Consider the following 21,952-nt stretch of genomic DNA (forward strand, 5'->3'; position numbering starts at 1 on the left):
TTTTCCACCCGCGCCGACGAGGCTGCCCGCTGCCACCGCTGTTGGCCACCCTGCCTCTGCTGCCTTTCCACCTATGCCAGCTTCCATCGGGCGCTCAAAACGTGCTTGCCCCAGAAGTCCGCATAGGCACCGTTTAGTGCGAGCAGCTCATCGTGTGTACCCTCTTCTTCAATGCTCCCCGATGCATTCAAAACGATGATCTTATCGGCCATCTTGATGGTCTCCAGCTTGTGGGCGACGGCAATCACCGTCGATGATTTGCGCAGCTCTTCGATAGACTTGACGATGTTGGCTTCGTTTTCAGCATCGAGTGCCGAGGTTGCCTCGTCAAACAGGACGATGGGAGCCTGCTTGAGCAGCGCACGGGCAATTGACACACGCTGACGCTCTCCACCCGAAAGGGCGCGGCCGCTTTCGCCGCAAACCGTATCCCATCCGTCGGGGAGACGCTTAACGATATCGGTCACGCCTGCCAAATCGGCGACCCGCTCGATATCGCTATCGCTGGCATTCGGACGTGCAAGCAGTACGTTATTGCGCAGCGTGTCGTTGAACAGATAGACGTCCTGGAAAACGAAGGAGACGTTCTTGAAGAGATCCTCGGTGCTCAAATCGCGCACATCGACCCCACCGATTTTCATGGTGCCTGCAGTCGTGTCATAAAAACGTGCGGCAAGCTTGATCACCGTCGTCTTGCCGCAACCCGATGGCCCCACGATGGCGAGCATACTCGATGATGGAACCGTGAAATGGACATCACGCAGTACAGGCTTGTCGGGGACGTACGAGAATGCGACATGATCGGCGCTGACGCTTGCGTCATGTGGAAGATCCTTGGACGTCTGAGGAACCGGTATTTCCGGTGCATTCATTACCGCATCGATACTGTCTAAGGTTTGACGGCGTTCCTCCAAACCGAAGAGGGAGGCCGAGATATCGGCAATCATGGTCGAGAAGCGCAACGATACACCGATAATGATGATCGCCTCAAACGGCGCGGCAATGCCGGTGACACACAGGGAGCTCCCCAACAAGATCATGGAGAACACCAACAGCTGTTGTCCCATGCCGGTGAGCATATTGCCCAATACGCCCCACCAAAGGCCACGTACTGATTTTCGCCGGGCTACGGCAAAGCTGCTGCTGAGCTCCTCATAGGTCGATCCGGCATGGCAGGCGCGCAGCGCACCCTGGCATTGGGCAAACTCAACAATGCGGGAAGCCAACTCTTCCTCTGCGGGACTCTCATTTGCATACTCTTTCTCAATGCATTTCTGTCCCAATTTGAACAGAACGAACAATATGGGGATTGCTATGGTCACTATAAGTCCAAGTCGCCAGTTCCAGACCCATGTCCCTAGGCCGAAGATGACGCAGGCACAGAGGTTCCTGAGGAACCCTCCTACAAAGTAAGCAACTGCCTGCCCGCTTGTCATCATCTCCTGTGTGACGATACGGCTCAAAAGACCAGCGCTTGATGCCGTAAACCACCCCAAGGGCAACGAGGCCACCTTGTTGCCGATGTGTTTTTGCAGCATGCGCATATAGCCCAGACCGGCTGTGTATCCGAGCTTAGTGCCCCAGTAATCAAGTACGCAGGAGAAGGCGGTCAACACCACGAGGATTATCACCCATGTGTTGAAGCTGAGACCCCATTGCGGCTCAGCCGTCAGGAGTGACATCGCCGCCGGCATCATCGTGCATAACGCCAGACCTATGAATACTCCGGCCGAGATGCATGCCGCCATGCCACGTTTATGCATCGCGGCATCTTCGGGGATCATATACCGACGGAAACGGGACAGAAGATTCCGATTTCTACTCATGATGTCCACCCTTCTCCTCCGATGCGGCACCGGATACGGCAAGGCTGCTTTGGGTAAAGTCGCTCTGTTCCAACAGCGCGCGGTACTGCTTGTTGTCTAGCAACGTCTCATGGGTGCCTGTCGCCACGATCCTACCCTCGTCCATGACGGCAATCTGATGGGCACCTATCACGGAATTCAAGCGGTGAGCGATCACCAAGACGGTACGTCCCTCGATGAGGCCGCTAAGGGCTCGTTGGATCTCGACTTCCGAGTCGGGGTCGGCAAAAGCCGTAGCCTCGTCCATGATCAAGACAGGCGCGTTGATCAACAGGGCACGTGCGATAGACAGACGTTGGGCCTCGCCGCCCGACAGCTCGCAGTCGGTGCCGATGATGCTGTCGTAGCCTTTGGGAAGAGACATGATGAACGAATCGATCTGCGCGGCCTTGGCGGCAGCACGCACCTCTTCCAGGCTCGCCTGCGGTTTTGAGAGGGATATATTGCGTCGGATGCTCGTATTGAGCAGCATGGCGTCTTGCAGCACAAAAGACACGTTTTGATATAGGTCGTCTGCGGACAGCGAGCGTATATCGATGCCGCCGAGCGTGATCGATCCCTCGGAAGGATCATCGAAGCGGGCGATCAGCTGTGCCAACGTCGACTTGCCCGACCCCGAGGGGCCGATAAGTGCGGTGAGTGTCCCAGGCTCAAGGGTCAGGTTGACACCGTTGAGCGCCTGGGTCTCGCCATATGAATATGCAAGGTCTTTGACCACGATCCTATGGTCGTCTCCGACCTCTTGAGGATGTGTCGGCTCTTCTAAGGAAGACGTGTCCATCAACTCGACCAAGCGTATCGCTGCAGATCCTGCCAGTTGGTATGACCAGGTGATGTTAGCCACGCTCATCATGGCGTTGGGCAATACCAGCGCAATCAGGGTGCAGGCGAGGATTTGGGGGAGCGTTGCAAGTCCTGCGGCATACACCAGGGCTCCGCCGCCAAGGTTGACCAGTAACAATACTGGGATAGAAACGAATTCAGCGGCGACAGAACAGCGCCCGATCATCGGTGCGCACCATTCCCAATAAGAGTTCGCGAAGGCTTGGGCGGCTTTTTCATAGTTGTGATAGGACTCGCCGCTTTTCCCGAATGCCTTGATGACCTTGATGCCCGACACCAATTCCACCATGGTCGCCGAGACGCTTGCCAGATTGTTGTTCATCTCCGCCGTTTTAGGTCCCATGTCTTTCATGGAGGAGCCATAAAGCACCACATAAAACGGGATCGTTGCAATACCGATAAGTGCCAGACGCCAGTTGACGACGAGCATAAAGACCAGCAATACCGCCGGTGTGAGGACACCGTTGATCAAGTCGACCGGAGCGTGGGCGATTACCGTGTGTACCGTCTTAGTGTCATCTTGGACGGCGTTTCTGATCTTACCTGACCCTGTTTTGCTGAACCATGCAAGAGGGACATGGTTGAGGCGGTCGACGATGGCGCTTCGGATAATAAAGCGCAACTTCATGTCGGCGAAGTGCGTGATCGTAAGAGACAGCAAATAGAACATCAGCTTGAGCATAAATGCCGTCATCAAGAGCATCACGATACGGTCGACCTTCTCGACATCAAGTGGTTGGTTGCCCTGTTGGGAAGCGATGAAGATATCGCCCAACCATACGAGGGCAAGGTAGGGGATAAAGGCCAAGAGTGCGGACAAGACCGTAAAGAACTGGGCGAGAATGGTGCGGCCCTTGATATAGGCCGCCAACAGCGTGATTGCCGCCCGCCCAGCTTTGTCCTGGTCTCTATGCTCTTGTGAGACTTTCGGCATAGTCATCACATCCCAATCTGCTTGAAATGCTTTGCGAATACCTTGGTGCCGATAAAGCCGCCCAGTGTTGCACAAATAATAGTGGCAAGGCCCATGGCGACCATTGCGGGACTGTACATGAAGTCGACCAAGTTCTGGGAGAATTCCAGTGCCATACCCATCTGGACGCATTGGGCAACATAGGCATCCTTGCCGATCATGTAGACCAAGGATATGTGACCAAGCCAGAACAGGAAGATGAATGTGGGGAATGAGGCGAGGATCTTGCCCTTCGTACGCTTTTTGGGGTCACCCAGAATAAGCTCTGCAGCAAGGCAGCCAATGAAAATGCCGGCAGGGCCTGTCCAGAGCATACCCATGACAGAGCCGAATATGGCCATAATCGCGCCCATGACCACTATGGCTCCGCGTTTAGGTACACGCTGCACGACATACATCCATGCCATGCCTGAGATGAGTGACGATAGTGCGTGCGCCCCCCAACAGAGGCGATAGTCAAAGCTGCATATCATGGCAAAGGCCATGGTGATGAAAAAGATAAGCACGCCGAATACCGAGCAGAATATGAAATCCTTTGCGGTGAGCCGTCCGGTGTTTGCGGCTTGAGACCCAATCGTTGTTTCGTCCATCATACGTTCCTTTCCTATAGAATCCTGTTGTTATGAAAAACCGAGCAATCTCTTTATGTGCCCGAGTGTTTCCGGGGTAAGGGGAATGGGCGGTGACATATGGCCATCATGCAGGGGGAGGACGGCATCACAGGCTGCACAGAGAAATTCGTAATCGTGTGTGATTATACAGATGACCACACCTTGCTGTTTGAGACGGTCGATCTGTCTGGCAATGCTTGCCATGTTGTTATAGTCCAAGCCGCTGGTCGGCTCGTCCATGACAAGGGCCTGTGCGCCGTACAGCAGGCCGGCGGCAATCGACGTGCGCTGTCGCTGCCCACCGGACAGCGACAGGGGATGGCGTTGGGCGAGGTTTGTCAGACGGAAGTCTTCCATAAGTGACTTGACGGAGAAGACCTGCGGAATATGCGCATCGTTGCGATCGTGCGCCTCCTCGAGCTCACGAACGACCGTGTGTTCAAACAGCTGGTATCCCGGTTCCTGCATGGCCAGGTAGATGACGCCTGCGCGCTGCGAGGTCCTAAGCGCTTTACCCGCCAACTCAACCGTACCTGCCGCCTCTTTCTGGATGCCGCATAGGCATCGTGCAAGCGTGGTTTTTCCTGCACCGTTGGCACCGACAAGGCCGACGACTGTCGCCGCGGAGATATCAAAATCGCAACTATCTATCACTGCATCCCGGTGCCGATACGAGACACGTAGGCCTCTTGTCCTCAACGAGGTATCGGCCACACACTCATGTACGGGATGCCCGCTCACAGATGTATGGGAGAAACGCCGGCGGGCGGCAGCATCGACCTCGTCGACCTTCCAAGCACGCAGTCCCCAGTGCAAACGGGTTTCAAAGGGGATCGCGCCGAATTCTTTCGCGGACCAAGTCCCCGCAATATGGCCGTCTTCCATAACGACGACCCGATCGGCAAGGTCTGCGAGCCACCATAGGCGGTGTTCGGACACAATGATGGTTTTCCCTATGGACTTGAGTTTGGCAAGGGCCGCACCCAAGCATCTCATAGATGTCACGTCGAGGGCGGCCGTGGGCTCGTCCAAAACAAAGATATCGGGGTTTGTAGCGTATACAGAGGCAAGGATCACCATTTGACGCTGGCCTCCGGAAAGCTCCTCCACCTGCCGATGCAGCAGTTCTTCGATTCCGAACACCCGAACGCTTTCGTGTATGCGCCTCACAATCTCTTCTCGCGAGAGTCCTTGGTTCTCACAGCCGAACGCAAGCTCGGCCTCGACTTCCGAGTTTACGAATTGGCTGCGTGGGTTTTGGAATACCGAGCCGACCGTTACCGCCAAATCCCCCGATGTCCATTCAGTGACGGGTTTTTCGGCGACGGAGACGCGTCCCTTCAAGACCCCTTGGTAGACCAACGGGATCAGGCCGTTTATGGTTCTGGTCAGAGTTGTCTTCCCGCAGCCGGATTCTCCCGTGAGCACTATGAACTCGCCTGGACGGATGGATAGGTTGATATCTCGCAATGCCTCTGATTCCGTCTCGTTGTAGCAAAATGAGACATGCTCCAGCGATACGGCGGTACTTCTCGGTAACGAGGCGGCACTCATAGGACCCCCACCCCGATCTTGGCAAGGACCATGGCTGCGAACAGGGCATACTCGATTACCAGAAGCGCGATGTCGGCTGCTCGTATATGCAAGTCATAATATGAGCTGCGCTTTCGGTTGGTATCTGCTCCACGTGCGACCACGGCGTTACCCAGCTCATCGGCGATGATTCCCAGCCGTCCGATGACGGGGACCATCAGATGCTCGACGGTACGTGCAGGATGTGCGACCACGGCTACCGGAGAGGAGGCAAGGCCGCGAATCCTCATGGCTTCGGCCACCGCCTTGAATTCATGGGCAAGTGTGGGAACAAAGCGCAGGGCAACGCATAGGGAGACGATGAGCTTGGACGGGAGGCCAAGTGTCTGAAGGGCACGGGCAAACTCTCCTGAACGTGTGGTCACAAGGCAAAGTGAGGCAAAGGCCGCAACGGGAAATACACGTTGGAACATAAGGAGCATGCTGCCAAGCGAGCTGAGCCACTCCCAGCCAGATATCCCCGGGAGATGTGCAAAGAAAAATATCAGTAGGTATGCAATCAGCCACTTCAGTGCCGAGAAGGGCCGTCGGCAGATCAACATGAGCATGAGTATGAGAGCCATTGATGCGATCTGGAAACCGATGTGGGGATACAAGGTGACCCCTGCATTGAGGGGAATCAAAACGAGCAATGCAATACGGGGGTCAACACGGTAGTAACGAAGAGCCTCCTGCTCCAAACGTCTTTCCTTTCCGATAAGAATATGTTAGATTGACCTAACTAATGATAGACAAAGTTGACTTCCGAGAAAGACCTTGGGTCCAAGTGGATAATCGCACCGAAAATCTTTTGCATCTTACCGAAACAAGTTTTATCACCAAATGGTATCGAAACCTGTCGTCGGGCAAGGCCAAGGAACTTGTCATTGATCCGATGGTCAAAAAAGATGAGTCCACAAATTGGGCTGAGATTCACGCGATGCTCGACCCCGCAGTCGAAGCTATCCATGGAATCCACCATACACAGGCAATCGAGAAGGGTTTGATATCACCAAAGGATATTCGTCCCTATGGGGATACATGGATCATCGACCCCGCATACGGTTTCGGAGAGTATTGGTATCACATTGTCGACTCCGATATTGTGGTGATCTCGATGAGCGTTTCATTGCGTGAACGTGTGGTTATGCATGGTTGGTCTACCGATATGGTCGGTTTCGGTTGCTATATGGAGGACATGCCCATGTTCTTTATCGACAGCTTTGGGCAGCGACATCCTTCACTTATCGGCTACGCGTTGGGTGAGCATTATTTTCAGCAGATCATAGAGGCTGATACCAAGCTCAGTTCCTACTCCATTTCGCTTCTGCCAAGTGCGATTCCCCGGCTGGCGGGTATTCTGCAGGTTACGTCCGAACAGCTTTTACAGGCCATTGGGCTGCTCAATGGCTACCATGATATACCCGCCCTTACTGCCGCAGTCACTGAACTCGGCAATGCCCGGCTGTGTCGATCCGTGGCCACCTCGTACTATCGTGCAAAGGTTACCGAGTGCTTTGCATTACTCGTGAGTGAAAGTAAGCGCTGCACACATGATTGTCAGGCATATTCGGCCGTGGACGAGCGGCTGTACAAATATATCTCGCTCTATATCAAATCAAATGTGGCAAAGGATCTGTCGACCCGGGCGTTGAGCTCCGTGTTTCATATCAGCGAATCTCGCATGATTGACGCCTTTAAGAAGGTCGTGAACAAAACACCGCAGGAATATGTGCGAGAACAGCGTATTGAATATGCACAAAGGCTGTTGGCAAAGACCGATCTCAGCATTCGCCAGATTGCCGAGGCTGTCGGCTACTCGAACCAGGGAAGCTTTTCCGAGACCTTCAAAGCGCTTTCCTGTTGTACCCCCAGCCGATATCGCGCGATCCGGAAGTGATTTCCTACTGGACAACAGCGGGCCTTAGGGTTGCTTTAGGGACTTCTCTCTTCTCCCATGCTCTTTTAGAATTGAGGAGTCCTGGCGGAACAAAAGGGCTTCATCCATGCGCCCGTTTACATCGACACAAGGAGCCTTAATGGAGCTGTACATATTAGATGTGATACAGGGTGTTCGGACTCCGATGATGGACGCGGCGATGATGTTTGTCTCGCGACTGGGGGACAGTGGGCTGGTTTGGATTGTCCTGACCCTGATACTGTTGGTAATATGATGGGCGGATATCTCGTGTATCTTAATGGTAAGTTGATAGGTGATATTGGCGACAATGAACTGTTTTTGAAGAGAACGCCTACATCGGATACGTTACTTGCTGATTCAGAATTGCGTTATCCGTATGAAGGCTCAAAGACACTAATGCATGTATTTGATAGATTTGAAGAGACGGCGCTTGTTCTGGAACTTCTGGATGGTATGTATGCTGAGCTTCCGGAAAAGAAACCCGCTAAAGCCAGAAGAGAAAGATAAATTTGGGAATATAATTCCCAAATTTGACAACATTGAATACTAATGAGAAAATGACCTCCTGTTGCTGGGAGGTCCTTGTATGTATATAAAGCGTGAAATTGAACCAACGATTGATGCAATGCTAAAGCAGGGAAAAGTTGTGCTTGTGACCGGTGCTCGCCAGGTTGGAAAGACAACCGTACTCAAACAGCATCTCGGTAATGACTTTAACTATGTTTCGATGGAAAATCCCAGGGACTATCTTCTTGCCAAAGAGGACGCTGTCCTCTTTTTCGAATCAAAGGCCCTTCCGCTTATTATCGATGAAGTGCAGCGCGTGCCAGAACTCTTCTCGCCGATAAAATGGATCGTTGATCAATCGGGGGAAAGGGGTCGCATTGTACTTACTGGTTCGCAAACATATCATCTTATGAAGGGTGTGAGCGAGTCCCTAGCGGGAAGGATACGGATTCTTGAGATGCCCGGTTTGAGTCTGAGGGAACTCTCCGGTAATTCTTCCAGTCCCCATCCTTACGTTCCAAAAGTGATGGCCGATTCTTTGAATTCGCCCTTGATGGACGTTTGGGACTTAATTCACCGGGGTTCGATGCCAGAACTGCAAGACCCCAACATTGATTGGGATCTCTTCTACACTGACTACGTAGCTGCCTATCTTGAGCGAGATGTTCGCGAACTTGTTAACGTAAAGAACGAAGCAAAGTTTTACAGCTTTATGGTTGCATGTGCAGCAAGGACCGGTCAGCTTCTGAATGCCTCTGATATTGCAAACACCGTTGACGTGGATCATAAGACGGTCAAAGCCTGGCTCTCAGTTCTTCAGGCCTCAAATATCGTGCGTGTTATCGAGCCATTTTGGCCAAATATCGATAAGCGCCTGACGAAGACCCCGAAGATTTTTTTCATGGATACCGGTCTCGTATGTCATCTAACCAGGTGGACGACACCTGATCAGTTGCGAAATGGCGCAGCAGCGGGACACATCTTTGAGACGTTTATCGTCTCTGAGATTCTTAAGAGTTTTATGAACTCAGGAAAAAGTTTGCACGATGTCTGGTTCTACCGCGATACCAAGAAAAGAGAAATTGACCTCGTTATTCAAGATGGTCATATTCTACATCCTGTTGAGATAAAGGTATCAGCGACGGTGAGAAAGGATGCTGTGAAGAATTTTGCCTGCCTTGAAAACCTTCCTGGTTATGAGGTAAGTTTTGGTCATGTTATTTGTCAAACTCCAGAGCCGTACTTCATCACACGAACCGTTCAGGCAGTTCCCGTTTGGGGAATATGATTTTTGCTAAGGTGAAATATTGCTTTGTAATTTTAAGCAGGAAGTGTATACCTGCGCTCAAGTCTTTTATGGCGATAAGCGATAAGAACGTTGGGAAGCAGAAGAATAGATTATTTTGCGTTTTTACTGTTCAGGAGTTAACTCCTCAGTGACCTGTTACCATTTAGCACTTTCGCGTGCTAAATGGAGCTTAGTGCTGAGTTCTAGGTGAGTTCTAGTTTTGGGACGATTTTGCGCTATTAAGAGTAAGTATATACACAGATCAAAGCACGTGTTGAATTCACGGATGCTTGAGTATCGACGATTGAGTGGGAGTAGAGCTTTCAAGCTAAAACTCTCTATTAACGGGATATTTTTTCGATCTGCTAAAAAAGATTTTCTTAAATAACCGTTCGATTTATAGTGCTCCCGATTCGCGGTCGCAAATCGGGCTTACAGGTATCGACTGTTTATATCCTCGATTGATATAGCCTATATATTGACTATAATTCTAGCTAATATATAAGGAGGTCGGAGATGGCAACATTAACAATGGGTCTTGCAGAGGCCAAGAATAATTTCTCTCGTGTGACGGCAGAGGTGAATAGGACTGGCAGGTCTGTCACCATCTTAAAAAACAACAAGCCTTGGGTTGTCATTCAGCCAGCTCAAGGAATCGGTAATGCCACAGATGTGGCTGTTGACTTTATGGATGAGTATGCTGACGTGTTCGAAGAACTTGCTAAATGAGTATGCTAAGTTTCTCTAAAGAAGAAGTTCTCGCCATCCATGCAGCTGTAATCATGCGGTTTGGTGGACTTAGAGGTTTACGCGATGAAGGACTTCTAGACTCGGCACTAGCGCAGCCGTTCCAAACCTTCGATGGCGCGGACCTGTATCCGAGCGCTATTGAGAAGGCGTGTAGGTATGCTTTCGGCATCATATCCGACCACCCGTTTCTTGATGGCAACAAGAGGACGGGTGCTGCCTTGCTTGGTACTTACCTCAGGATGTCTGGCATCGATTTCAGGCCTGACCATACAGCTTATTTAGAGGTCATACTGGGTGTTGCAGATGGGGTGATGAGCTACGATTCGCTCGTTGAGTGGACCAAAGGCGTAGCGGTATAAGGTAATCGGCAACCTGCGACGCGTCTATGAGACTGTCGAGAAGGTCGTTCGCTTCGGATGCCGGAGGGTGGTAGATTTCTGTATTTCCTTCCGATATTCTCGTGGTTCTCCACATCATTATCCGATATTGCATGGGGTGTTGGGAACGCATCGCGTGGCATCTGCCTCGTTTGTAATTATGCTACCGTATGCGACGGACGAATACCAGATAGAGGGTGTTGGCGTCTTATAGACGCCAACAAGCATGGATGTTGCCTCGTTGTGAGGGGCTTTGAGCGCTGTGTTCGGTTGCTGCTTGTTGTTTGCTCCGTGCTCAATCCCGGTCGTCGCCGGCTGCGTAGCAGGCGTAGGCCGTGAGCGTAAGAAGCTCCATGCGGAGCCCTATTCCGAAGGGCGCGAATCCCATCCCTTTATCTCCTTCGCATAGACCACGGTGTGGGAATTGCTCGTCTGGTAGCTGCAGGTCACGAAGGCTCAGTCCTGCTCGACGTCCGTCGGCTCTATCAGGACGACCTCGCCGGGACAATTTTTCCCCGAGGTAGGCGCTGAGCTCCGCTGCGTTGGCGAAGTCGGACCGCTTGCCCCTCTGCCTCTCGCTCGTCCTTGGCGTCCTCCTCCACAGCGACGACCTCGTGCATCCCGTACGGGTTCCTCTCGGGCTGCGGCAGGACGGTGAGGGCCGCCAGCGCCAGCAACGCCACGGCGACAGTGAGCGCCGTGGTGGCTTTCCATTTATGCGCTGCCGTCCATTGAATCGACTGGAAACCTGCCTTGAGGAGCGCGAGGGAGTCCATTGCTGGGATCCGCGCGAACTTGCCGCTGCTCCCGCGGTTGCAGTCAGGGGCATGCGAGCTAAATTAAGCACTTCAATGTCGCACTTAAGGTCGAAACAAAGCCGCCCACGACAATTCTTTCAGCCATCGCTCTCGCGCATTCTATCTGACCTGCGGGAACGCAAGACAATATAGCCGCTGGCTACGATTCACTTCGCTAAAGAGGAGCCAAAGAGGAAAATCGGCTGTATTGTTATCCGTTTCGGGCGATTTTAATCCACAGAACCAGCCCGTTTTTGTCCCCAGGACAAAAATGAAACTGCGGGCTCGCTGTTTCAAAATAGTTCGCGGATTTGTCCCAGGATTTGTCCCAAACGCCTATGCGAAGTCACACGGTAGGATTCGGCGGTACGACGGTCAAATTCGACGAACCAACTGGAATCAACTGGAATGACGCCACGGCATACGAGCTTGAAAGAGTGGGAGTAAGGAAATTCCTTAGTTATGGGGGTATAAATTGTTTTAGAGATAAATAATACCCCAATAAACTCGTAATTTGATATACTGGCTCCAATGAAGATTGGAGCCAGTATGCGTTTGTTTCCCAGAGAAAACTACCTGAAAAAGATTCGCGGCTTCTACCATGACGCCGGGATGATCAAGGTAATCACCGGCGTACGCCGCTGCGGCAAGTCCTGCCTCATGCAGTGCATCGCCGAAGAGCTGAGGGCCGAAGGCGTCGATGACGAGCACATCGTTTTTCTCGACCTAGACCGATACGGGTACCGGTCTGTCAAGGCTCCAGAGCAGCTTGAGGACCTCATCAGACCCTTGCTCGCTATCTCGGGGACGAAGTACCTTTTTATCGACGAGGTGCAAAACGTCGAGGGCTTCGAGGACGTGCTCAACGGGTTACGCACCGAAGGCGGCTTCTCCATCTTCATCACCGGGTCAAACTCATATCTTCTTTCAGGAGAGCTGGCCACGAAGCTAACCGGCCGCTACATCGAATTTGAGATGCAGACGCTAGACTTTGGCGAGTATTGCCAGATGAAACGCTTCTTGGGACTGCCCGTGAACCCGAATCTGGTTGCGGAGTTCGATACGTATATCCTCGAGGGTGGCTTCCCGAAAGCGATGGATTACCCCCGGCTCGCCGACAAGCGCGCCTACGTTGCTGCGGTAATCCAGGAAATCTTCGAGAAGGACATCCGCAGGCGCGTGAAGATCAAGAACGTCTCCGTGTTCAACCATGTGCGCGATTACGTCATCAACAACTTCGGCGCCACCACGTCGCTTGCGAACATCCAATCCGACCTCGAGAGCAAACAGGGTGTGAAGGTCAAGCGCGAAACGCTAGCGAGATACCTCCAGATCCTCGAAGATGCGAAGATCATTAGCAAGTGCGCCCGCTTTGACCTGAAGTCGAGAAAATCGCTCCGGGGCGAGCAAAAGTACTACCTGGCGGACCTGAGCTTCTACTTCGCCCTCAATACCGACAACCGCATCAGCTACGGGTCCGTCCTTGAGAACATCGTTTATCGTTACGCTCTCGCGCAGGGTTGCAAGGTCAGTGTCGGACGCATCGGAAAGCTGGAGTGCGATTTCATCCTGAGGAACCCAGAGATGGGCTATGCATACGTCCAGGTCGCAATGACCATCATGGCCGACCGGTCCACCGAGGAGCGCGAATACCGCCCGTTCAAGCAGATTAAAGACAACTATCCCAAGTATCTGTTGACGCGAAGCGATCCCATTCAGCAAAGAGATGGCATCATCCATGCCAATATCCCCGAGTTCATACAGGAAGGGAGGATCTTCTAAGGGACAGGAGATTTTTTGCGAAAACCGTTCAGCACGCCCTTTGGGACAAAAAATGAAAACTCAATGCTCTGAGCTTGAAATGAGTTTTTGAAACTGTCCCGACTTTTGTCCTCGAAACTGACGAGGCACGACGTCGCGTCACTCGGCGGCACATGCTTCGCGCTGTCGCGAAAAACTGGATGCAACTGGAATGGCGGGATGGTAGAACCAGAGCTGTCGAGTGGGAACAAATTTACTCCTTTTCCCATTCATGTACGCTCCTCATCTCATTGTTCCCGAGTTAAGGGTGGCAAATTCAATATTTTTGAAAGTGCTACCCTTAAACAGCCGATTGCAAAGAGATATTTTGCTAATCACCTTATAAAGGTGATGACTCCAGAATATTCCAGACTGCATTGAGGGTTTCCTGGAACGAAATACCGATCGCGTAGGAATGCTTAGAAACGTACGCCTCCCACTGGCGCTCAAGGCCATCGTCTTTCCGCATTGCGTTGATGGCTTCCTTTCGGTGTTCTACCGCTTTCCAACTGTTGCGCTTCTCGCATGTTGCTGCAAGTGCCTTCCCGAAAATGCTGCGATCGACAGTGTCGCCCTTTACGCGCCAGAGCTCGTAGATGTCGTAGAAGTCGCGGATACGCGTGGTGGTTACGTTTCTGACAAGGATGGTTTCGAGTTTTTCGGCCAAAACGGTTTCCAGAGGGTAGGCCATGATTCTTGCTGTCCCCTCGTCGAACACGAACGGGTACTCGTAGGCGATGGCGTCGGGGATTATCCTGTCGCCTGTGGTTACGTCAACTGTAAGCGGAACCGACAGCGTGCCGTAGCGGGCGCGCAGGAATACTCGAATGCCCGGGTATTCGTCTGTCTCGCGGATGTCCTCCGTGCGGAGCAGCTCGAAGGAGAGATCATCGTCGACGCCGATTGCGCAGATTGCGCTGAATACCTCAGTCGCTTTATCGTGCGTCAGAGTGAAGCCCCTAACCGTAGTGTCCAAGTCCTTCGTCGTACGCCTGTCGACGCCTATGAGCGAGCCGATGAGCATGCCTCCCTTCACAATCACGCACTCACGCCAAGGTGACCTCGAGATGCGGTCGATCAGCCGCTCGAGCATGTAGTTCTGGAGCATCAGCTGGGGCGATACGCCTGCAGCTTTCGCTTTGTTGTTGATTCGTGCCTTGAGTTGCATGGAGTTTCTGGTTTTCATAGCAGTACCTCCATGTACTTTCTTACCTTCGTAGCGACGCCGAGCTTCTTCGCGTATGACTGCAGTTTCGGCAGGTCACGTTCGTTCGATGAAAGGTATGAGCGAAACGCTGGCGAAAGCAGCTGCAGGTCGGGTGAGGATGTGCCGCGTAGCATGTCGCACAGGGTCCGCTCGGAGTTGTAGACACGTACGGTGTTGCCGTATGGCGTTGTCAGCTCGGTGAGCCCAAGGTCGTGCAGGCCGTTGGGGGACGATTTCGTGGTTATTCCTGACTTCTTGGCGGAGGATGGGTTATAGCCCCTCGGGAAGCTCATTGTGAGCGACTCGGGTGCCGAATCGGAGAGTCCCAGCAGATAGAGTGCTGTGTCGTGCGAGAAGACGCCACGCGCGAACCGGTGTTGTGCTGTTACGTACTCGTCCTCCCAAGTCTCGGGCGTGCAGTACAGGCCACGCTCGACTTTGACGAGCTTGCCATGCTCCACCGCTGCAGAAAGCTCGCGGTTCTGGACGCCATAGGCCTCGGCTGCCGAAGCGGTTATGAAACCTCCGCTGGTTGCTGCTATCTCTATAATTGCTTCCGTAACGCTCTCCTTTGCGGTTTTATGCTACAAATTGTTTCATATTGTAGCATGATTCATCATAAAGGCGTTTACCGCTGCATGCTATTGAAGTCCAATGAGAAGAATCTTGCCCATCTGAGACGTTTCGTCTCGGCACTTGACGAGGGACATGGCGTTCCGCACAATTGGTCGAGGATAAATAAATACTTCAATAAGAACGGAGCCGACCATGTCCGCATCCCTACAGGAACATAGCTTCCATACCGATAGCGGTACTGTTGTCTACTGGGTGGACTCCTCCGCTGGTGCAGATGCGCCGTGACTCGTGTTTCTTCCCGGGCTCACTGCCGACCACACGCTGTTCGGCGCGCAGATGGACCACTTTTCGGGTGAGGCCAACTGCCTCGTATGGGACGCTCCCGCGCACGGGAAATCGCGTCCCTATCCGTTCGACTTCTCCATGGACGAGTATGCCCGCATCCTGCACGACATCCTGTAAGCAGAGAATGCTAAGAATCCCGTGCTCGTGGGACAGTCGCTCGGCGGTTATGTCTCTCAGGCGTTCATCGACCTCTACCCAGGAGAAGTCTGCGGCTTCATCTCCATCGATTCAGCACCGCTCAAGAGGAAGTACTATCTGGCGTGGGAAGTTAAAGCCCTGCACCATACCAAGGGCATGTACCTTTCCATTCCGTGGGCGCTGCTGAAGCCGTGGGGAGTCTGGGGTGCGGCAGCGATCGCCTAGGGGAAAGCCAACATGCGTTCCTTCATGGAGAGCTATACCAAGCATGAATATGTAGAGCTTTCCGCGTACGGCTACAAAATACTTGCCGACGCCATCGAGTCTGAGCGCGCCTACGATATTAGCTGCCCGGTGCTTCTGCTCTGTGGCGAGAAGGACCGCGCCGGCGATGTAAAAGTATTCAACCGTAAGTGGACCGCCGGTGAGGACATCCCTCTTGTATGGGTGCCGGTCGCGGGGCATAACTCGAATGTCGACAATCCCGATTTTGTGAACGTGCAGATTGCGAAGTTCCTTGCGAGAATAAGACACTAAGTGGTTAGAGCTGTTCACCGCATACGCGGAATTGATACGGTGATTGACGTCTATCAGACCGCATCTTCTTATTTGTAACTATTCTGTCCATCGTATTCTGTATCTTCCTAGCTCAGAGATAGGAGAGTGGATGAAATTCCAGCTTATTCGCCTTGCTGACTATATGAAAACGAGTCATATAAACATTGGAAGGGAGTAGAGTGGTAGAATTACACACCACCCAAGGATGTGATAAGAGTATTTTGGAACTCAAGCTCCTGTTAAGCGACGTTAAGGAACCCAATAACACTTGACAGCGCCAACTCTTTTGAGGACAGGTAAAATTCGAATTAGTAAAAATTTTTGTCGGCAATGGACATCTGGGAGGGAAAATCAGGATGGAGAACGAATTTTTATGTTCTAATCAGGAGATAGTCAAGGTGATGATGGATCTCGAAGTTGTACCGTCCTTTCCCGTTGAGCAGCTGGACAAACAAGGGGTAGTCAAGCTTCCATTGGCAGAACTTGCCTTGGCCGGCGGCGCGCTCGCTAACATGTCCGAGAACTTCAGGACTGTTACCCAGACCATCAGCATCCCGAACGACGGCCTTTTCCGTTTTGACAGTAGGGGGGCCGTCTGGCTACGTCGCTCATATGAAGGACGGCAGTGGGCAGCTTACAGCGATAATCCAAGACGGTAAGGGCATCGTTAGCAACGGCGTCTATGTTCCGGCCGACTCGGCAACGATGACATCGACCGCGGTGATGGCCGTCAATCCGATGATGCTCGCTATCGGCGTTGCACTCGCTGACGTTTCTGTAAAACTCGACGATATCAAAGAGATGCAAGAAGAGATCCTCGGTATCCTCGAAGAGGAAAAGAGGGCCTCCCTTAAGGGTAATATCAAGTTCCTTTCAGATACCCTTGGCAACTTCAAATACAACGTTGAGAATGAGAAATGGCGTTCTACGAGGCAGCAAGAGGTTGTTAGCATCGAACGAGAGGCCGAAAAGGACATTGAGTACTACCGCGTTCAGATAGCGAAGTTCGACAAGGGCATAGGACCGTTCCACGGAGACCGCGACGTTGCAAAGATTTCTGGTAAGGTTGATTTGTTGCTCGGCTAGTACCAGGCGGCACTCTATATTCTGGGCTTTGCCACCTATGTCGACGTTATGCTCGCCGTAAACTTCTCTACAGACTACCTCAAGAACATCGAGTGTAAGCTCGAATCGTACTCCCTCGACTACAGAGCTCTGTACACCGATACCTACAATAGGATTGAAGGACTTGTATCGAGCTCCGTTGAGAACGTGCTTCTCGGCGGGGTCTCTACCGTTGGCAAGTTTGCTGGTGGCACTATCGCCAAGATTCCCATCATTAGTAACGGCCCGGTAGACGAAGCCCTCATAGATGCTGGCAACCTGATCAACAGCGTCAACAATGACAGGCGCAAGAAAGCCAACGAGCAGATTCTCTCGAGAAAAGAAAGCTGCGTTGATGGGTTTCGTGATGAGGTAAAGAGAGTGGATGCTTTGTACAACAAACCACAGGTATTTTACTTTGACAATGAGAACGTTTACTGCGTTCCAGCCTTATCAGTACCTGCGCATTCTTCAATTGAAGGATAGGCAAGAATTAAAAGAATTTGCCTTCATAGTGCAATATGAGATCTGCATATCCATTCAAATCAATGTACAAAGCCCGATAAAGAATTGGCGAAGTTATCGACGAAGGAGTACATTGATCAGCTTGTTGAGCTACTATCTGATTACCCTAACCTTGAAATGATCTCGTTTACCGATCACAATAGTGTCTCCGAAGATGTTTATACGGAATTTAGTTCGAGGAATACAAATATCGCACTCTTGCCTGGGATAGAAATAGACATGAAGCTAACGGATGACGGAAAGGACAAGCACTTGGTTGCTTATTTAAGTTTAAGAGGTTGATAATGAGAAAAACTAAAAAAAGACTCGATTATCCAGATGAAGAGAAGCCTACATTCTGGGTACCAACAACCTATAATTCAGACAAGAGGTTTTTACTTGGCCGTCTTGGCAGTAATCCCCTTTTTGCTATCTGCATGAATCCTTCGGTGGCATCTGACGAAGATTGCGACCAAACCGTAAAGGTGATTATTCAGGCGAGTTCAAAATTGGGATATGATGGATGGTGCGTTGCAAATGTCTATCCTGAACGAGGTTCTTATTCATCTGAAGTAAAGCAGTTGGAGTTTGACAGAGCTCTTGCCGAGGAGAAAGAACTGCAACATTGTTGCAAATTTCTTAATAGAGAAAAATATTAAAGAGGTTTGGGGAGCGTGGGGCGATAGCCAAAAACCCGGTGATCCGATTGACTTGGGAAAGCATATGCTCTTGAAAAGACTCGGGGAAATTGGTGTTCAGGTGTTCTATTTTGGACGGCTCACCAAAGCTGGCAATCCTCATCACCCGCTTTATTTGAAAATTGACTCATCTATGCGCAACTACTTGAACCTTGATAATTAGCAGGATAGGTATTGATTAGCGATGAAGAGGCGACAACTTCTGTTACTCACTGAATGAAGTTAAACAGATTATTTTTGCAAGCCGAGTGCATCATGCAGTTCGGAGTTTCTTACCCTTAGTTCCAAGTGTGTCCTGCCCTGTCCCTCGCGATCTCGGATCATCTTTGAAGTTTATTAAAGGACGCTTACTATTCTCTATACAGCCTGTAATCCTCTTTTAGCGGAGAAAGCTGAGTAGATATAGGGTAGAGGCAGTCCATAAACCCAAATTATCACCACAACATCCGTTTCTGTCCCGGCGAGGATTTGCTGCACGCCGCACAAAGTATTTGCTTCCTTGAAATATGCAGAAATAAGTTCAAATATGAGTCGAATGTCTATCGATCGGTCAGTGGATCCGATCGTCAGTCTACATATGACAGTAGACCTACCGAAGAGCAGCGGAAGCGGCTGGATGCCTGGCTCTCGAAGAGACAGTTCTCTCTCGATCCGATTGCTAATTCAAAGACAGTACACGTAATGATACGAAAATGCTTTATTTCCTGCGGTGACTACCATTGCGCAGAGCTCCTTAAGGCAATGGAGTCGATTAGGGAGCCGTGGAATTCGTTCTCCGCGGAGGAATCGGCAATTTGGCTTGCATACAGCATGACAATTCATTTGGTGCCGGTTGCTAACCCGCAGGAAGATATCAGAGCTCTCTTAGTTTCTTTTGATTTTGACTTACTGGACTTTATAGAGCTCAGTGATGTCACTGGTTGGCCACTTGAAGCCTTTCTTGGGAAAAACGAGCAGGCAAGGGATTTAGTGCTTGCGCCTTCGCTGGATACAAATGAAGCAATGAAAATCCTAGAAAGTTTGAAGGAACAGTTTGGAGGAGTGAATTTTGAAATCAGGGACAGGGCGGCTGTTGTGAACTTTGTCGACCCAAGACAATATAGCCAATTCTGCCGTGAGGCCAGAGAGAAGGCAAAAGGTAATTACGCTTTCGAAGGTGATGTCATTGACATTCTTGTTCCCGTATTTAGTGGGGATGAGCTAGCTCAGCACGTCTGGAGTTTGGGGTTTGATGTGAAGCATACGCTAGCTATGGTCCTCGGTCTACGTAAGATTGAATAGATCGAGCCTCAGCGTGTAAGCAGTCCCAGTGCTGTGAAGCTGAATCTCACGGTTTAGGACAGCTTTTCTTCATTTAGGAATCGTCACTCTTGGGTTGGGAAGTGCTCCACCAGTGATGTATCCGTCCATATAGTCAGTTACGCGTAATCGACTCGTGTTTTTAGGTCAAATGTGTCACTCTTCGGTTGCATAAAAATATTCTCCGTAGGTGACTACACGGTTCTGGCGACTGGGGACGGACAAGAGCATCAAGCCAGAAGAGGTGTTGTCTACACAAAAACGGGTCTTGTGACGATTGAGTGGAAGCAGCAGAAAGTGCGTTTCCATTTAGTTACACGCTATCTCCATGACCTCTTCGGCACTAAAGCACCCCTGCAATACTTTGAGTTGTAGTAGCCACTCAAGCAGTACAGCGATATAGCAGATAAGAAAATGGTCTCTGATGGTCTTTTCTTTTTGTACATAGATTGAGCAGGCATCGGGCTGGGATTTCATTATTTTAAAGAACTCTTCGATCCTCCACAGCTTGTGATAGGTGGCGTATACCTTCGTATCAAACATGGAAGTCTTTGAGATAACAATCATGCTGTAGTAAACAAGTCTTTTTGCTCTCTCGATTGCCTTATGTTTGAGCACAACAGCGACTGTGTCGACATTTTTTCGTCGCCTTTGTCTATAGAGGTGAATTTGGCGTATCTGGTGCTATCATTGCATTCAGAACGCTTGGTGCTTCGGAAAACGGGATAACGATAGGGTCAAGTCAATTGCTAATTTACATCCAATTGCCTTGACTTTGAAACTCCATGATAATTTTGATGTTAAAGAGTCTTGAAGAGGTAGCTAAAGAGGAGACATAGTGATAGAGAGTATTGTTTCACAGGTTGTTGTCCACGCAATTGGCCAAGTTGTTAGCTATGATTTAAAATCAAAACTTGAAAATTATATAATTGAGCGTAATAACGATATCATATGGAATAGTATTGTTCAAGAAACCATTGCTGCTACTGAAGGTATTGATGAAGAGATTGTGAAATACGTATTTAGGCAATTACCTATTGTAGATTTAAAAAGACAGTTATTTGATAAAGTTCACGAAAATATCTATAGAAAATTTGTGTTGTCTTTGGCAATGGAACTGTGCAAGTTTAATAAAGAAAAAGAATTTGCAGTTTCGTTAGGGACAGCGATAGTTGATAATTGGTTTAAAAAGAATAAATATCCATTAGATTTTGATGGTTTCGACGTTCAGGATTTCTGCCAGTTAATAAATAACCGCGAGAAATTGTACCGTAATTACTTTAAGTTGTTTGAAGATAAAAATGGAATCGATAAGATAAGAATATTTTATCCTAAAAATGGAGAGTCATGGATTAGGTGGGATGAGAAATACTCAATTGATATTAACGTAAACTTGTCAAAGGGATTAGCATATGGATTTTGTAGAGCAGGTTTTGACTATTATAAAAATATATGCGATAAAGACTATAAGACTCTCAAATACGCATATATTGTAAATGAAAAAGAAATATTGCGTTTTAATGACTTTTCATGGGGTGAGAATAATATAATCATTTGGATTAGATAATAGATGTTCCTGTCAATATTTAATAATACTATAAATCGATAATCCATATATTTTTCAACTGCTTTTCGGATTTCTTTTAGTTACGTCCCAAAAAGTGGTGTAAGGGCTATTTCCTTACTACCTTCTAGCCTATAGTATGCCATCTCCTTACAAGCTTTGAAGTCACTATCGATAACCTGTAAAAGTTGCTCTATTGTCTCTTGAGCACAATGGGGCTCTCTATGCGCTTTTCAAAGAGTAGGGAGTACCTGTCCATGAAGTGTATAGACACATACACCATTCTTCATTTTGGTCTTAAGCATATTGCTCCTATAAGACAAAGCATTGCTTGCTTGGAAGGAAATACGTCAACGACACAGCTGCGCCTTTTAATTTTCTTTATTAAAACGTTCACAGAGATTGTTTGTAGGTATTCATAGTGCATGTTCAGATGGAAAGTTGAGATGGCTAAGTACATAGGGTCCTGACTCTTCCAAAGGCGTGCACCTTTTGGATCTATCTTTTCATATACCTCACAAGATACTCAAAGCCTGTGCGTACAAGGTTTGGTTCTGTTTTTGTGGATATAGTAACAACAGCACGCTTGGTTGTATGCCCTGCTTCTCTTATAGGAATATAGGTCGCATCAAGCCAAAGGTAAGGCCATCTGTCA

General features: G+C 50.0%; 22 protein-coding genes. 14 read left to right on the top strand and 8 right to left on the bottom strand.

Annotated elements, in window-relative coordinates; translation table 11 throughout:
- Window positions 1–71: 71 nt before the first annotated feature.
- The 5 genes from HMPREF1492_RS01900 to HMPREF1492_RS01920 are packed head-to-tail and all read right to left on the bottom strand — an operon-like array spanning window position 72 to window position 6,565.
- Window positions 72–1,826, bottom strand: coding sequence for an ABC transporter ATP-binding protein (locus HMPREF1492_RS01900; RefSeq protein WP_035435403.1), 1,755 nt, complete (start codon window positions 1,824–1,826; stop codon window positions 72–74).
- Window positions 1,819–3,642: an ABC transporter ATP-binding protein gene (locus HMPREF1492_RS01905; RefSeq protein ID WP_051479360.1), complete on the bottom strand. Its 1,824-nt coding sequence runs from the start codon at window positions 3,640–3,642 to the stop codon at window positions 1,819–1,821. Before HMPREF1492_RS01905 ends, HMPREF1492_RS01900 begins: the two co-directional genes overlap by 8 nt.
- A 5-nt stretch (window positions 3,643–3,647) precedes the next feature.
- A complete protein-coding gene (locus HMPREF1492_RS01910; RefSeq protein ID WP_084054958.1) occupies window positions 3,648–4,274 on the bottom strand; it encodes an MptD family putative ECF transporter S component in 627 nt (208 codons plus the stop codon).
- 27 nt (window positions 4,275–4,301) lie between these two features.
- The gene (locus HMPREF1492_RS01915; protein WP_051479353.1) at window positions 4,302–5,846 is read right to left on the bottom strand and encodes an ABC transporter ATP-binding protein; all 1,545 of its coding nucleotides are present in this window, start codon (window positions 5,844–5,846) and stop codon (window positions 4,302–4,304) included.
- Window positions 5,843–6,565: an energy-coupling factor transporter transmembrane component T family protein gene (locus tag HMPREF1492_RS01920; protein ID WP_051479354.1), complete on the bottom strand. Its 723-nt coding sequence runs from the start codon at window positions 6,563–6,565 to the stop codon at window positions 5,843–5,845. Before HMPREF1492_RS01920 ends, HMPREF1492_RS01915 begins: the two co-directional genes overlap by 4 nt.
- Before the next feature lie 86 nt (window positions 6,566–6,651).
- On the opposite strand from HMPREF1492_RS01920, the gene HMPREF1492_RS01925 reads away from it, so the two are divergent.
- From HMPREF1492_RS01925 to HMPREF1492_RS01950, 6 genes are all read left to right on the top strand, one after another.
- Window positions 6,652–7,764, top strand: a complete 1,113-nt coding sequence (locus HMPREF1492_RS01925; RefSeq protein ID WP_198014330.1) for a helix-turn-helix domain-containing protein — start codon at window positions 6,652–6,654, stop codon at window positions 7,762–7,764.
- A gap of 237 nt (window positions 7,765–8,001) precedes the next feature.
- On the top strand, window positions 8,002–8,292 hold the full coding sequence (locus HMPREF1492_RS01930) for a competence protein TfoX (RefSeq protein WP_035435362.1): 291 nt from the start codon (window positions 8,002–8,004) through the stop codon (window positions 8,290–8,292).
- A 79-nt stretch (window positions 8,293–8,371) separates the two neighbouring features.
- Window positions 8,372–9,580, top strand: a complete 1,209-nt coding sequence (locus tag HMPREF1492_RS01935; RefSeq protein ID WP_035435364.1) for an ATP-binding protein — start codon at window positions 8,372–8,374, stop codon at window positions 9,578–9,580.
- 516 nt (window positions 9,581–10,096) lie between these two features.
- Window positions 10,097–10,309, top strand: coding sequence for a type II toxin-antitoxin system Phd/YefM family antitoxin (locus HMPREF1492_RS01940; protein ID WP_035435365.1), 213 nt, complete (start codon window positions 10,097–10,099; stop codon window positions 10,307–10,309).
- Entirely contained in the window at window positions 10,306–10,689 is a 384-nt protein-coding gene (locus tag HMPREF1492_RS01945) for a type II toxin-antitoxin system death-on-curing family toxin (protein WP_035435367.1), read from the top strand. The genes HMPREF1492_RS01940 and HMPREF1492_RS01945 overlap by 4 nt, the downstream gene beginning before the upstream one ends.
- Window positions 10,690–12,053: 1,364 nt before the next feature.
- Complete coding sequence (locus tag HMPREF1492_RS01950; protein ID WP_035435369.1) at window positions 12,054–13,286, top strand: ATP-binding protein; 1,233 nt, start codon at window positions 12,054–12,056, stop codon at window positions 13,284–13,286.
- A gap of 358 nt (window positions 13,287–13,644) precedes the next feature.
- Here HMPREF1492_RS01950 and HMPREF1492_RS01960 read toward each other — a convergent pair whose 3' ends face one another.
- From HMPREF1492_RS01960 to HMPREF1492_RS07815, 3 genes are all read right to left on the bottom strand, one after another.
- Window positions 13,645–14,490 carry a nucleotidyl transferase AbiEii/AbiGii toxin family protein gene (locus HMPREF1492_RS01960; protein WP_035435373.1) on the bottom strand — a complete coding sequence of 282 codons (846 nt, stop codon included), beginning with the start codon at window positions 14,488–14,490 and terminating at the stop codon, window positions 13,645–13,647.
- A complete protein-coding gene (locus HMPREF1492_RS07855) occupies window positions 14,487–15,062 on the bottom strand; it encodes a type IV toxin-antitoxin system AbiEi family antitoxin domain-containing protein (protein ID WP_035435374.1) in 576 nt (191 codons plus the stop codon). The genes HMPREF1492_RS01960 and HMPREF1492_RS07855 overlap by 4 nt, the downstream gene beginning before the upstream one ends.
- 90 nt (window positions 15,063–15,152) lie before the next feature.
- Window positions 15,153–15,281, bottom strand: a complete 129-nt coding sequence (locus HMPREF1492_RS07815) for a hypothetical protein (RefSeq protein ID WP_286127996.1) — start codon at window positions 15,279–15,281, stop codon at window positions 15,153–15,155.
- 295 nt (window positions 15,282–15,576) lie between these two features.
- Between HMPREF1492_RS07815 and HMPREF1492_RS07685 the strand changes: the two genes are divergently transcribed.
- From HMPREF1492_RS07685 to HMPREF1492_RS02010, 8 genes are all read left to right on the top strand, one after another.
- A complete protein-coding gene (locus HMPREF1492_RS07685; protein WP_198014331.1) occupies window positions 15,577–15,795 on the top strand; it encodes a hypothetical protein in 219 nt (72 codons plus the stop codon).
- Window positions 15,796–15,807: 12 nt separating this feature from the next.
- Window positions 15,808–16,107 (top strand): alpha/beta fold hydrolase, encoded by a 300-nt coding sequence (locus HMPREF1492_RS07690; RefSeq protein ID WP_198014332.1) that lies wholly within the window; start codon window positions 15,808–15,810, stop codon window positions 16,105–16,107.
- Window positions 16,108–16,484: 377 nt separating this feature from the next.
- Complete coding sequence (locus HMPREF1492_RS01975; protein ID WP_035435377.1) at window positions 16,485–16,787, top strand: hypothetical protein; 303 nt, start codon at window positions 16,485–16,487, stop codon at window positions 16,785–16,787.
- Window positions 16,741–17,214, top strand: coding sequence for a hypothetical protein (locus tag HMPREF1492_RS01980; protein WP_035435379.1), 474 nt, complete (start codon window positions 16,741–16,743; stop codon window positions 17,212–17,214). Before HMPREF1492_RS01975 ends, HMPREF1492_RS01980 begins: the two co-directional genes overlap by 47 nt.
- A gap of 48 nt (window positions 17,215–17,262) precedes the next feature.
- Window positions 17,263–17,718, top strand: a complete 456-nt coding sequence (locus HMPREF1492_RS01985) for a hypothetical protein (RefSeq protein ID WP_035435381.1) — start codon at window positions 17,263–17,265, stop codon at window positions 17,716–17,718.
- A gap of 323 nt (window positions 17,719–18,041) precedes the next feature.
- The gene (locus tag HMPREF1492_RS07200; RefSeq protein ID WP_051479357.1) at window positions 18,042–18,395 is read left to right on the top strand and encodes a DUF1643 domain-containing protein; all 354 of its coding nucleotides are present in this window, start codon (window positions 18,042–18,044) and stop codon (window positions 18,393–18,395) included.
- An 849-nt stretch (window positions 18,396–19,244) separates the two neighbouring features.
- Window positions 19,245–19,715, top strand: a complete 471-nt coding sequence (locus tag HMPREF1492_RS02000; protein WP_156924081.1) for a hypothetical protein — start codon at window positions 19,245–19,247, stop codon at window positions 19,713–19,715.
- 856 nt (window positions 19,716–20,571) lie between these two features.
- Entirely contained in the window at window positions 20,572–21,300 is a 729-nt protein-coding gene (locus HMPREF1492_RS02010) for a hypothetical protein (RefSeq protein ID WP_051479358.1), read from the top strand.
- Window positions 21,301–21,952: the final 652 nt, after the last annotated feature.

It is taken from the genome of Atopobium sp. BS2, from assembly GCF_000565075.1.
Taxonomy (GTDB): Bacteria; Actinomycetota; Coriobacteriia; order Coriobacteriales; family Atopobiaceae; genus Lancefieldella.

Excerpts from the sequence above, each read along its gene's own strand:
- HMPREF1492_RS07690 (WP_198014332.1), top strand. The coding sequence starts at position 15,808 with ATGCGTTCCTTCATGGAGAGCTATACCAAGCATGAATATGTAGAGCTT.
- HMPREF1492_RS01975 (WP_035435377.1), top strand. The coding sequence starts at position 16,485 with ATGGAGAACGAATTTTTATGTTCTAATCAGGAGATAGTCAAGGTGATG.
- HMPREF1492_RS01960 (WP_035435373.1), bottom strand. The coding sequence starts at position 14,490 with ATGAAAACCAGAAACTCCATGCAACTCAAGGCACGAATCAACAACAAA.
- HMPREF1492_RS01900 (WP_035435403.1), bottom strand. The coding sequence starts at position 1,826 with ATGAGTAGAAATCGGAATCTTCTGTCCCGTTTCCGTCGGTATATGATC.
- HMPREF1492_RS01940 (WP_035435365.1), top strand. The coding sequence starts at position 10,097 with ATGGCAACATTAACAATGGGTCTTGCAGAGGCCAAGAATAATTTCTCT.
- HMPREF1492_RS01935 (WP_035435364.1), top strand. The coding sequence starts at position 8,372 with ATGTATATAAAGCGTGAAATTGAACCAACGATTGATGCAATGCTAAAG.
- HMPREF1492_RS01905 (WP_051479360.1), bottom strand. The coding sequence starts at position 3,642 with ATGCCGAAAGTCTCACAAGAGCATAGAGACCAGGACAAAGCTGGGCGG.
- HMPREF1492_RS01950 (WP_035435369.1), top strand. The coding sequence starts at position 12,054 with ATGCGTTTGTTTCCCAGAGAAAACTACCTGAAAAAGATTCGCGGCTTC.
- HMPREF1492_RS01980 (WP_035435379.1), top strand. The coding sequence starts at position 16,741 with ATGAAGGACGGCAGTGGGCAGCTTACAGCGATAATCCAAGACGGTAAG.
- HMPREF1492_RS07815 (WP_286127996.1), bottom strand. The coding sequence starts at position 15,281 with ATGGTCGGCTCCGTTCTTATTGAAGTATTTATTTATCCTCGACCAATT.
- HMPREF1492_RS01915 (WP_051479353.1), bottom strand. The coding sequence starts at position 5,846 with ATGAGTGCCGCCTCGTTACCGAGAAGTACCGCCGTATCGCTGGAGCAT.
- HMPREF1492_RS01945 (WP_035435367.1), top strand. The coding sequence starts at position 10,306 with ATGAGTATGCTAAGTTTCTCTAAAGAAGAAGTTCTCGCCATCCATGCA.
- HMPREF1492_RS01910 (WP_084054958.1), bottom strand. The coding sequence starts at position 4,274 with ATGATGGACGAAACAACGATTGGGTCTCAAGCCGCAAACACCGGACGG.
- HMPREF1492_RS01985 (WP_035435381.1), top strand. The coding sequence starts at position 17,263 with ATGCTCGCCGTAAACTTCTCTACAGACTACCTCAAGAACATCGAGTGT.
- HMPREF1492_RS07200 (WP_051479357.1), top strand. The coding sequence starts at position 18,042 with ATGAGAAAAACTAAAAAAAGACTCGATTATCCAGATGAAGAGAAGCCT.
- HMPREF1492_RS02000 (WP_156924081.1), top strand. The coding sequence starts at position 19,245 with ATGACAATTCATTTGGTGCCGGTTGCTAACCCGCAGGAAGATATCAGA.